An 11,313-nucleotide genomic window follows, 5' to 3' on the forward strand; every position below is an offset into this window, starting at 1 on the left:
ATGACCGATTTTATGGATTTCAGCATCAATTTACAGGCGCTCGGCATCGGCTGGGGCACTGTCCTCATGTTCGTGATGATGGTCGCGCTGCTGCTTTCCGGCATGCCGCTCGCTTTCGTCACCCTGCTCGTCGCTCTCATCTTCGCGCTCGGCTGGTTCGGCCCGATGTCGATTCCGCTCATCACGAGCCGCGTATATTCCTTCGTGATGAACTTCGTGTTCGTCTCCGTACCGATGTTTGTGCTCATGGCGGCGATCCTCGACCGCTCCGGCATTGCCCGCGATCTCTTCGACGCGATGAAGCTCTTCGCCGGCCGCATTCGTGGCGGCGTCGCCGTGCAGACCGTCTTTGTCTCGGTAATCCTCGCCGCCATGAGCGGAATCATCGGCGGCGAGATCGTGCTGCTCGGCCTCATCGCGCTGCCGCAGATGCTCCGGCTCGGCTATGACCGCAACCTGGCGATCGGCGTTGTCTGCGCAGGCGGTTCGCTCGGCACGATGATCCCGCCTTCCATCGTCCTCATCATCTACGGCCTGACGGCGAACGTCTCCATCGGTGAACTTTTCACCGCAGCCTTCCTGCCGGGCTTCATGCTAGCGATGTTCTATGTCGCCTACATCCTGGTGCGTGCCTATTTTACACCCGGCATCGTGCCGCCGGTTGATACGACGCCGATTCCCAGGGAAGAAAAACTTCGCCTTCTCAAGGGGCTCGCGCTGCCCATTCTGGTGGTTTTCGTCGTTCTTGGTTCGATCTACGCGGGGATCGCTTCCGTGACGGAGGCCTCCGCCATCGGCGTTGGCGGCGTCATCGTCTCGACCATCCTGCGCGGTGAATTCTCCTATGCCCTATTGCGCGATGCGGCCATGCAGACGCTCTCCACCGTCGGCATGATCGTCTGGATCGGCATCGGCGCGACGGCGATTGTCGGCGTCTATAACCTGATGGGCGGCGTGAACTTTGTATCCGGCATGATCACCGGAATTTCCGAAAATCCCACCGTGATTGTGCTCGTGATGATGCTGATCCTGTTCGTGCTCGGCGCCTTTCTCGACTGGGTCGGGATCGCACTGCTCACGATGCCGATCTTCGTGCCGATCATCAAGTCGCTCGGCATGGATCCAGTCTGGTTCGGCGTTCTCTTCTGCATGAACATGCAGGTGTCGTTCCTTTCGCCGCCCTTCGGCCCGGCCGCTTTCTATCTGAAATCGGTAGCCCCTCCCGGCATTACGCTCGGCATCATCTTCAAGGCGCTGGTGCCCTTCATCATGCTCCAGATTCTGGCCGTCGCGTTGCTTCTCTTCTTCCCGGGCATTACCGGACGCTGGTAGGGGGGCGACCCGCCGTCGCCCCGCTCTTTGGCATCGGCCGCGAATGGAGCTGTTTCTTTGCCTTCCGGCTGGACGTCACCGCGCTGTCGCCGCACGAGCTGGGGGAGGGGCTGCATCATCGATAAAGCTATCGCGGAACGCCACACGGCCTTGATCAAATAGACGAGCGAGTAGTCGAAGTAAGTTCCGGCATGCCGAACGCGGGCGGTTGCGACGCCCAGAACAGGCATTCTAAGTTCTCCTCGCGCCAACTCCATGACGTTTTCGACTTCCATCGCAGTGATCGTCGAAAGCACTAGCGAAAGCCCTTGAATGAAATACGGCCCCGGCGCATGCCGGGGCCGCTTGTCCACACGGCGGACGACCTATTCCGCCGGCGCAGCATGCGCCGTGACCGTTGCCTCTCCATGCTGAACCAATGGGCGATTGCCCGTCAGCTTGCGGACCAGCACGTAGAACACCGGCGTCATGAAAATGCCGAAGAAGGTGACGCCGATCATGCCGGAAAAGACGGCGATACCCATGGCGGCACGCATTTCTGCCCCGGCACCGGTCGAGGTGACGAGCGGCACGACGCCCATGATGAAGGCGGCCGAGGTCATCAGGATCGGGCGAAGACGCAGGCGGCTTGCCTCGATCGCTGCCTGAACCGGCGAACGTCCGTCGAATTCGAGTTCGCGGGCGAATTCGACGATCAGGATCGCGTTCTTTGCCGAGAGACCCACAAGGACGATGAGGCCGATCTGGGTGAAGATGTTGTTGTCTCCCCCCGTAAGCCACACGCCGGTCAGCGCCGCAAAGACACCCATCGGCACGATCATGATGATCGCCAGCGGCAGGGTCAGGCTCTCATACTGGGCGGCCAGCACGAGATAGACCAGAAGCAGCGCCAACGGGAAGACCAGGAAGCCGGACGAGCCCGCAAGGATCTGCTGATAGGTCAGGTCCGTCCACTCGAAGCCAATGCCCTTGGGCAAGGTATCAGCCGCGATGCGCTCGATCGCCGCCTGCGCCTGGCCGGACGAAAAGCCCGGCGCCGGACCGCCATTGATGTCGGCGGCAAGGAAGCCGTTATAACGCGTAGTGCGTTCCGGTCCCGTCGTCTCCTCAACCTTGAGCAGTGTCGAGAGCGGGATCATTTCGCCCGTCTGCGAACGAACCTTTAGCGCGCCGATATCCTCCGCCCTTGCGCGGAACTTCGCATCCGCCTGGACACGCACGCTGTAGGTGCGGCCAAAGGCGTTGAAGTCGTTGACGTAGAGCGAACCGAGATAGATCTGCAACGTATCGAAGACATCGGTCACCGAGACACCGAGCTGTTCGGCCTTCTCGCGGTCGAGGTCGGCATAGAGTTGCGGCACATTGATCTGGAAGCTCGAGAACAGGCCGGCCAGTTCCGGTGTCTGATAGGCTTGTGCCAGGAAGCCCTTCGTCGCTTCATCCAGCGCCTGATAGCCAAGCCCAGCCCTGTCCTCGATCTGCAGCTTGAAGCCGCCGGTCGTGCCGAGACCCTGCACGGGCGGCGGCGGGAACATGGCGATGAAGGCATCCTGAATGGCACCGAACTTCTGGTTCAGCTGCATGGCGATGGCGCCGGCGGAAAGTTCCGGCGTCGTGCGCTCTTCGAACGGGGCAAGCCCGACGAAGACGATGCCGGCATTCGAGCCGTTGGTAAAGCCGTTGATCGACAGGCCGGGGAAGGCGATGGCGTGCTCGACGCCCGGCTGCGCCAGCGTGATCTCGCTCATGCGCTGGATGACATCCTCGGTGCGGTCGAGCGTGGCGGCGTCCGGAAGCTGGGCGAAACCGATCAGATACTGCTTGTCCTGCGCCGGCACGAAGCCGCCGGGAACCGCCTGGAACAGCTGGTAAGTGCCGCCGGCCAGAACCAGATAGACCAGCATGACAAGGCTCTTTCGCGACAGGATCCTGCCGACGCCCTTGCCATAGGCGTTGGAGCTTGCACCGAAGAACCGGTTGAAGCCGCGGAAGAACCAGCCGAAAGCGCGATCCATGAAGCGTGTCAGCCAGTCCTTCGGCGCATGATGATCCTTAAGCAACAGGGCCGAAAGCGCTGGCGACAAAGTGAGCGAGTTGATCGCCGAGATCACCGTCGAGATGGCGATGGTGAGCGCGAACTGGCGGTAGAACTGGCCGGAAAGGCCGGTGATGAAGGCGAGCGGCACGAAGACCGCCACCAGCACCAGCGCGATCGCGATGATCGGGCCGGAAACTTCGCGCATGGCCTGATAGGTCGCCTCGCGCGGAGACAGCCCGTTTTCGATATTGCGCTCGACGTTTTCCACAACGACGATGGCGTCATCGACGACGATACCGATCGCTAGAACCAATCCGAAGAGACTGAGCGCATTGATCGAGAAGCCGAACACGTACATCACCGCAAAAGTCCCGATGATCGAGACCGGAACGGCGAGCAGCGGAATGATCGAGGCGCGCCATGTCTGCAGGAACAGGATGACGACGAGAACGACGAGTGCGATGGCTTCCAGCAACGTGTGGACCACCTTCTCGATCGAGGCGCGCACGAACTGGGTCGTGTCATAGACGATATCGTAGCGAACGCCTTCCGGCATGGCGAGCTGCAGCTCGTCCATGGTCGCCTGGACCTGGTCGGAAATCTCGATGGCGTTGGAACCCGGCGCCTGGAAGACCGGGATGGCGACCGCCGCCTTGTTGTCGAGCAGAGAACGCAGCGAATAATCGGCAGCGCCAAGCTCGATGCGGGCGACATCGTGCAGGCGGGTGATCGCGCCGTTTTCACCGCTCTTCACGATGATGCGGCCAAACTCTTCCGGCGACTGAAGCCGACCCTGCGCGTTGACGGAGAGCTGCAGGTCGATGCCGGAGACGCTCGGCGAAGCGCCGATCACGCCGGCTGCGGCCTGGACGTTCTGCTGGCGGATGGCGGCGACGACGTCGCTAGCTGCCAGCCCCCGCTCGGCAGCCTTCTGCGGGTCGATCCAGATGCGCATCGAATAATCGCCGGAGCCGAAGATCTGCACCTGGCCGACACCGTCGATACGCGCCAGCCGGTCCTTGATGTTGAGAACGGCATAGTTGCGCAGATAGGTGATGTCGTATCGGTCGTCCGGCGAGCTCAGATGGATCACCATCATCAGGTCCGGCGAGCTCTTGACCGTCGTGACGCCCAGCGTGCGCACTTCCGCCGGCAGGCGCGGCTCAGCCTGGCTCACGCGGTTCTGCACCAGCTGCTGCGCCTTGTCCGGGTCTGTCCCGAGAGCGAAGGTGACGGTCAACGTCATGACGCCATCGGCCGTCGCCTGGCTGGACATATAAAGCATGTCCTCGACGCCGTTGATCGATTCTTCGAGCGGCGTTGCCACCGTCTCGGCGATGACCTTCGGGTTTGCGCCGGGATACTGCGCCCGCACGACGACGGAGGGCGGAACGACTTCGGGATATTCCGAAATCGGAAGTGATCGCATGCCGATCAGGCCGGCGATGACGATCAGCAGCGACAGGACACCGGCAAAGACCGGGCGGTCGACGAAAAATCGTGAAACATTCATGGCGGCACCCTCTCCAAAGGGCTGAAAACTGGACGAGTTGTCCGGAGCCTGCGGCCGGAGGCCGAAAGCACGGGTTCATACGACAGGAAACTGAGGCCGGCGGAGGAGCCCGCCGGCGATATCGATTACTGGGCGGCCGCGACTTCCGTCTGCGGATCGACCACGACACCGGGGCGGACACGCTGCAGTCCGTTGACGACGATACGGTCGCCGGCCGTCAGACCCTTTTCGACGATACGCTGGCCATCGACCGAGGCACCGAGCTGAACTTGGCGATAGTTCACCGTGTTCTTGTCATCGACGACAAAGACGAACTTCTTGTCCTGATCGGTGCCCAGAGCACGTTCGCTGATCATCAGGCGCTTTTCCGCCTTCGGTTCGCCCATGCGGATACGCACGAACTGACCGGGGATAAGGCGGTTGCCGGGGTTTTCGAAAACGGCGCGGACGCGAATGGTGCCGCTTGCGGCATCGACCTCGTTGTCGATCAGCTGCAACTTGCCCTTCAGCGGCGTGCCCTCATCGCTCAGCGTCCCGATCTGAACCGGCACCTGCTCGATGGCCGGCAGCGCGCCGGAATTTTCAGGAAGCTGCGCCAGCGTGCGGGCGATGAGTTCCTCGTTGGCATTAAAGCTCGCATAGATTTCGCCGGAGGAAACCAGCGTCGTCAGCGGGGTCGTGCCGGAGCCGGCGGCGACGAGGTTGCCCTCGGTGATCTCCAGCCTGCCGACGCGGCCATCGATCGGCGCGCGGATTTCGGTATAGCCGAGATTGAGCTTCGCCGTGGTAAGCGCCGCTTCGGCGGCCCTGACATTGGCGACGGCCTCGTTGCGGGTGCTCTGGCGCTGGGTGAAATCGCTGTCCGAGATGATGTTCTTGGCGATCAGCTTTTCCCCACGGACAAGCTCGGTATCGGCGAGCTCCAGCCGGGAACGGGCCGACGCGAGCAGACTTTCGGCCTGCGCGACGGCGGCTTCATAGGGCGCTGGATCGATCTTCACCAATAGGTCGTTGGCTTTGACCAGTGCACCTTCCCGGAAGTGAACCGACTGGATTTCACCGGCAACGCGCGAACGGATTTCGACGCGGTCGATGGCTTCGAGCCGGCCGGAAAAATCCTGCCAGGTGGAAACATCGCGCGGTTCGACGGCCGCCACTGTGACAGGCACGGCGGGAGCCTCGGCAGTCGGGGTTGCCGCGGCAGCGGGGGTGACATTGGCCCCCGGGATATAATCGAAATGGAATGCCACGGCTGAAATGGACGCAGCAACGCCCAGGCCGGCGCCCCACAGGGCCCAGCGTCTCTTGTTCGACGACATCGGTATCTCCTTACGGTCCTAGGCCGGACCTTTTTCTCAGAAACAGAAAGTCCTGTTTTCCAGTCCCTCTACAAAATTCTCAAATTCGGTACGGAGTTCGGCCGGCGGAACACAGTCCGCCGTCGCCTCCGCATCGTATATCTGCGTCCAGCCCTGGCAGGCTGGAAGCACCCGGTTGCGAACTCTCACCCCGGCCGCCATCAGACGCGCCGCATAGTCGGCGGCCTCGTCGCGCAGCGGGTCGTCCTGCGATGTCAGGATCAGTGCGGGAGCCACACCTGACAGTCGCGAACAATGGCTGGGCGCGGCATAGGGATGGCAATATCCCCCGCCGGAGCCGAGATAATGGCTCCAGCCCTCCGTCCAGCGGTCACGCATGCCGGTTTCCTGCGCCTCGCGGAAGGAAACCGTCGCCATCAGCGGGTCGATGAGCGGCGACAGCAGGATCTGCCCGTCGATCTCATTCGGCATCTGATCGCGTGCCTTAAGCGCCACGCCTGCCGCCACATTGCCACCGGCCTCTTCGCCGGCAACGAGCAGCAGCGACCGGCGGCCGCCATAGGCCTTGCGTTTTGCGCTCAGACAACGCAGCGCGGCAAAGGCGAATTCAAGAGCCTTCGGAAAGACGTTCTCCGAAGGCCCGGCATAGTCCGCCTCGATGACGACAGCGCCGGAACTCGCAAAAGCCCGTGCGATCGGACTTTCTTCATCCCGGCCCTTGTCGAGAAAGGCACCGCCGCCGAAATAAAGAACGACCGGCGCTTTCTTGCTCTCGTTCGAGCCATCATAGATCCGGAAGGGCATGGTACGCTTGTTGGCGCCATCCACTTCCATCTCTTTCCATTCGCTGCCCATTGCCTGGCCTTTCGCATGCAACACACTGTCCGAAACGGATGGGTGCACGCTTTCACTTGGTTTAGATATCATTATTCCACTAGCCTTGGATAAGGGCTGAAATTTGGGTATCACTATTCGAAATTTCGAATAATAACGCATCGCAACAAAAGAGGTGCATTATGGACCAGCTTGCAGCCATGCGGGTTTTTGTGCGCGTGGTGGAAACAGGCAACTTCTCCCGTGCGGCGACAGCACTGAACATGCCCAAGACCACCGTTACCAATCTTATCCAGGGATTGGAGGCACATCTGCGCACGACACTGCTGAACCGGACAACCCGCCGCGTGATGGTGACGACCGATGGCGCACTCTACTATGAGCGCGCCAGCCAGATCATCTCCGAAATCGAGGAGCTCGACGGCAACCTGTCGAATTCGCAGGCCCAGCCTTCCGGCCGGCTGCGCGTCGAGATGGCCGGCGCCTTCGCCGACCTCATCGTCATTCCCTCGCTCTGCGACTTCCATTCGCGACATCCCCAGATCCACATCGATCTCGGCGTCGGCGACCGTCTCGTGGACTACATGGCCGAGAACGTCGATTGCGCCCTGCGCGCCGGTACGCCGACCGACCAGTCGCTGATCGCCCGCAAGATTTCCGAGATCGCGATGATTACCTGCGCCTCACCCGTCTATCTCGAAAAAATGGGCATGCCGACCACGCCGGAGGAGATGGCCGAAGGGCACCACTTTGCCGTCGGCTACCTGCAGGCGCAGGCCGGCCGCATCCTGCCCATGGAGTTTTCGCGAGATGGCGAAACCCGGGACATCGTTCCCCGCTATGTGATTTCCGCCAACGATGCCCGATCTTATCTCACCGCCGCCCTGACAGGGCTTGGCGTAGCGCAATTGCCGTTGTTCATGGCCCGCGAAGCCCTTGCCGACGGACGCCTGATCCGCGTCCTTCCTCTGTGGCAGCACGAACCGTTGCCGCTATACGTGGTTTATCCCCAAACCCGGCATCTCAGCAACAAGGTGCGTGTGTTCGTGAACTGGCTGGTTGGTTTGATGCGTGATATCGACAAATGAGCCAGCCTAAACGGTTTAGGGATACTGAAATGGTTGAAACGACCGGCAATACGCTGGCTACTGAATGAAGGTAGCCGCGACTATGTCACCTAGCGCACGCCCGATGGCTTGCCCCGGGGCCGGCTCCAAACACATAGCGTACATACCTGTCATAGCTGGCCACGTTCATTAACGGGGTCATCCGACCCCAACGTTGGCATCGCCGGCGGCCCGAGCGGGCGCTTCGACGAAGGATCACCGCCGCGTGCGGGATGAAGGAATTCTCCCCCCTCGGTCAGTTCGAGGTCGAACGGGAGTTGTCACGCCGAACTGCGATAAACCCTATTCCCGCAATGTTAAGCTTCCGGCATGTAGCGGCTGCGGACAAGGTAGAAGTGCAGCAAGACGTTCCGGACTTCGAGAGTTCATGGCGTGGGGCCGGCAATGGTGCCCGCGACCGTCTTTCGGGGGCATTCTCCTATTTTTGCGAAAAGCCCGCGATGACCGATTTCGCTCTGATGCGTGCCGCTTTGCGATAGGCTCGGGGAGTGAGGCCAGTTTCCAGCCGGAAATAGCGATTGAAATTGAAAGGTTGTTGAAGCCTGCCTCGAAGCAGATATCGGTAATCGGCATCTCATTTTCGGACAGCAGCGTTCGAGCCCGCCAGACTCGCAGTGACCGGCTGTAATCCGAAAAGTTCATACCCGTCAGCCTGCGGAAGGCGCGGGAGAAGGCCGAGGGTTCGAGGCCGACGCGGTCCGCAACTTCGCTCATCGGAGCGCGCGCGGGCTCGACTGCATTGCTCGCCGTCGCCTTTGCCCACGTCTGGCAATGGGGCCTGTTCTTCGCGGCGATCATCCTGAAACGCCTGGAATCTCTGCCGCCGCAGCCCCTGGAAACCGCGCGGATCGACCGTGCGACCCGTTTCGAGATCCAACGCTTTGTGACGCTGCCGATGCTGAAGACACCGCTGATCAGTCCTTTTCTCGTCAAGGCGATCGAAAGCCTGCGCTCCTTCGACGTGGTTTATGTCATGACCCGTGGTGGCCCCGGCATCTCGACTGAGACGCTCGACATGTACGCCTATTCGCAGGGCTTCATCGAGCCCGGCAAGATCTCCTGCGCCTCGTCCATGGCGGTCATCATGATGGTGCTGACCATCGTCACCTTCACCTTTACCTGGAAAAGGCTGAACCAATGAAGCTGCCGACCCTACTGCTCAAGCTTCTATTGGTCGTTAGCCACTTCTCCATCCAAAGCGGAGGAGCACACCTACGCCATGCTGGACGAGCCAATCATGGCCGGCAGCCCGATCCCTCATGTGTTCCATAATCGCGGTTACGCTGCAAATGGTGATTTCAGAATTTCTCGGACCTCTTTGACCGCCGACAGCAGATTGCGCACCTTGGCCCCGCCCTTCGCCGGATAATCGCCTGCACCTGCTCCAACAACAATTCTGTTTTCTATTTCAAGATCGTCACAGGCGACAAAGAACCCGCGCTCGGCTTGCGGAGCGCTGGCGCGCTTGACCTCGATAGCCACCATTGGCTTGCCAGCCCGTTCAAACACCAAGTCGATCTCTGCACCGTCGGCAGTTCTGTAGAACAAAGGAACCGCATCGGCCCCAGCCGCGTCGATAAGCGTCTCTATCACAAACCCCTCCCAGCTTGGCCCGACAACGGGGTGTCCCAACAATTGATTGAGCGTGCCGATTTCCAGGAGGGCATGGACGAGGCCGCTGTCACGGACGTAAATCTTGGGGGACTTCACGAGGCGCTTGCCGAGATTGCCGCTCCATGGCTGGAGGCGCCGAACCAGCATGAGATCAACAAGAAGATCAATATACCGGCCAATCATGGGGGCCGACACACCCAGGCCCTGGGCGAACCGCGCGCTGTTAAGTGTGTTTCCTTGTCCGTTGGCCAACATCGTCCAAAGACGACCGATCGTTGCGGCCGGCATGCGCGGAGCAAACATGGGGACATCGCGCTCAAGGTAGCTTCGGACAAAAGCCTGCCGCCAGAGGTAACTTTCCTCGTCCGTTACCGCGGTCAGGCTATCGGGAAAGCCGCCGCGCAGCCACAGCTGGTCGATATCAATAGAAGCCGCTACAGCCTCTTCCGCACCGATCGGTGGCATCTCGAGATAGATAATTCGCCCTGCCAGCGTTTCCGACACCTGCTGGATCAGGTCCAAAGATGCTGAGCCCAGCAACAGAAATTGCATGGATCGCTCGCCTCCGGCGCGCCGATCGTCAACGATCCCTCGTAATTCGGCGAACAACTCAGGCAGCCGCTGTACCTCGTCCAGCACCGTCAAATGCCCAGCCTGCGCTTGAAGGAATGCTTCTGCATCCTCCAGCTTGCGGCGATCAGCTATCCGTTCCAGATCCAGATAGAGTGTGCCTTTCGCTCGATCCGCAAGCTTTCGGGCAAGCGTGGTCTTGCCAACCTGTCGTGCGCCAATCAGCGCGACGACGGGCGCGCGTGCCAAGGCGCGCTCAAGGGCAGATTCGATACGAGGTCGCGAAATCATCATGCCGTAAATCGTAAATCATATTTTTGATTTTCGGTCAATTGTTGAGTCCGTTCTTCCCACGCGGGACCGTTCGCCAACACGGGGAGCGTTGGAAGCCGTCGTCAAAGCACCAGTTCTCGTTCGGAGTGACCCATCAAAGTCGTGAATCGATGGCAGCTATCCGATTCATGGAACTCATTGGACGTGTCCGACGCATGAATCGATACTCGGCGGATGACAAGCAGCGTAAGAGACATCTATCTGGAACGTGTCGATACAACCGGCAATCTGGCACGGTTCTACGTTGTCGAGGTTCAGCAGGATCTTTTCGGTGAGACTCTGATCGTGCGCCGGTGGGGTCGGATCGGTACGCATGGGCGTCAACTTGCGAGCCGTACGCCATCTCTTGTGGAGGCGATAAAGCAATTCGAGCGCTGGTCAAGCGCCAAGGCTCGGCGTGGCTACAGACAGCTGTGACGCCAACACAGCTCCACGACAAAGGTAGCGTTCAGCTCCCGTAGAACGATTCCTGTGCAAACGGATGATGTCCCAGGGAGTGGTGTAGTTCGGGCGATCCTCGAGCTTTCCGGACAGGGCCGGGAACGGGTCAACTTGCAGCAGGCAAGTTGATGAGCTGATCATCACTCATTGTGGCGATCGTCTCAAGTGTCATGTAGCGCGAGCGCTGAACAG

The 11,313-nt window shown here is 60.6% G+C and carries 7 protein-coding genes and 2 pseudogenes; 4 read left to right on the plus strand and 5 right to left on the minus strand.

Annotated elements, in window-relative coordinates; genetic code table 11:
- Positions 1 to 1,332, plus strand: coding sequence for a TRAP transporter large permease (locus HV823_RS19685; protein WP_210270866.1), 1,332 nt, complete (start codon positions 1 to 3; stop codon positions 1,330 to 1,332).
- A 365-nt stretch (positions 1,333 to 1,697) separates the two neighbouring features.
- On the opposite strand, the gene HV823_RS19690 is transcribed toward HV823_RS19685, so the two are convergent.
- The 3 genes from HV823_RS19690 to HV823_RS19700 form a co-directional block, all read right to left on the minus strand.
- The gene (locus HV823_RS19690; protein WP_176951450.1) at positions 1,698 to 4,883 is read right to left on the minus strand and encodes an efflux RND transporter permease subunit; all 3,186 of its coding nucleotides are present in this window, start codon (positions 4,881 to 4,883) and stop codon (positions 1,698 to 1,700) included.
- A 125-nt stretch (positions 4,884 to 5,008) separates the two neighbouring features.
- Positions 5,009 to 6,202 carry an efflux RND transporter periplasmic adaptor subunit gene (locus tag HV823_RS19695; RefSeq protein WP_176951451.1) on the minus strand — a complete coding sequence of 398 codons (1,194 nt, stop codon included), beginning with the start codon at positions 6,200 to 6,202 and terminating at the stop codon, positions 5,009 to 5,011.
- A gap of 36 nt (positions 6,203 to 6,238) precedes the next feature.
- Positions 6,239 to 7,057: an alpha/beta hydrolase fold domain-containing protein gene (locus HV823_RS19700; protein ID WP_176951462.1), complete on the minus strand. Its 819-nt coding sequence runs from the start codon at positions 7,055 to 7,057 to the stop codon at positions 6,239 to 6,241.
- 161 nt (positions 7,058 to 7,218) lie between these two features.
- Between HV823_RS19700 and HV823_RS19705 the strand changes: the two genes are divergently transcribed.
- Positions 7,219 to 8,124: a LysR family transcriptional regulator gene (locus HV823_RS19705; protein ID WP_176951452.1), complete on the plus strand. Its 906-nt coding sequence runs from the start codon at positions 7,219 to 7,221 to the stop codon at positions 8,122 to 8,124.
- A gap of 457 nt (positions 8,125 to 8,581) precedes the next feature.
- Here HV823_RS19705 and HV823_RS19710 read toward each other — a convergent pair.
- Positions 8,582 to 8,883, minus strand: a pseudogene (locus tag HV823_RS19710) (helix-turn-helix domain-containing protein); the annotation flags it as partial.
- A 16-nt stretch (positions 8,884 to 8,899) separates the two neighbouring features.
- Here HV823_RS19710 and HV823_RS19715 point away from each other — a divergent pair.
- Positions 8,900 to 9,304, plus strand: a pseudogene (locus HV823_RS19715) (carbohydrate ABC transporter permease); the annotation flags it as partial.
- A gap of 137 nt (positions 9,305 to 9,441) precedes the next feature.
- Here the strand turns inward: HV823_RS19715 and HV823_RS19720 are convergent.
- On the minus strand, positions 9,442 to 10,641 hold the full coding sequence (locus HV823_RS19720; protein WP_176951453.1) for an ATP-binding protein: 1,200 nt from the start codon (positions 10,639 to 10,641) through the stop codon (positions 9,442 to 9,444).
- A 213-nt stretch (positions 10,642 to 10,854) separates the two neighbouring features.
- Between HV823_RS19720 and HV823_RS19725 the strand changes: the two genes are divergently transcribed.
- Entirely contained in the window at positions 10,855 to 11,097 is a 243-nt protein-coding gene (locus HV823_RS19725) for a WGR domain-containing protein (protein ID WP_176951454.1), read from the plus strand.
- The last annotated feature ends 216 nt before the right edge of the window (positions 11,098 to 11,313 follow it).

Origin of the sequence: Mycoplana rhizolycopersici (assembly GCF_013378445.1) — a bacterium.
In the GTDB taxonomy this organism is placed as follows: Bacteria; Pseudomonadota; Alphaproteobacteria; order Rhizobiales; family Rhizobiaceae; genus Mycoplana; species Mycoplana rhizolycopersici.

Coding starts and splice junctions, on each gene's coding strand:
- HV823_RS19685 (WP_210270866.1), top strand. CDS start 1: ATGACCGATTTTATGGATTTCAGCATCAATTTACAGGCGCTCGGCATC.
- HV823_RS19690 (WP_176951450.1), bottom strand. CDS start 4,883: ATGAATGTTTCACGATTTTTCGTCGACCGCCCGGTCTTTGCCGGTGTC.
- HV823_RS19695 (WP_176951451.1), bottom strand. CDS start 6,202: ATGTCGTCGAACAAGAGACGCTGGGCCCTGTGGGGCGCCGGCCTGGGC.
- HV823_RS19700 (WP_176951462.1), bottom strand. CDS start 7,057: ATGGGCAGCGAATGGAAAGAGATGGAAGTGGATGGCGCCAACAAGCGT.
- HV823_RS19705 (WP_176951452.1), top strand. CDS start 7,219: ATGGACCAGCTTGCAGCCATGCGGGTTTTTGTGCGCGTGGTGGAAACA.
- HV823_RS19720 (WP_176951453.1), bottom strand. CDS start 10,641: ATGATGATTTCGCGACCTCGTATCGAATCTGCCCTTGAGCGCGCCTTG.
- HV823_RS19725 (WP_176951454.1), top strand. CDS start 10,855: ATGACAAGCAGCGTAAGAGACATCTATCTGGAACGTGTCGATACAACC.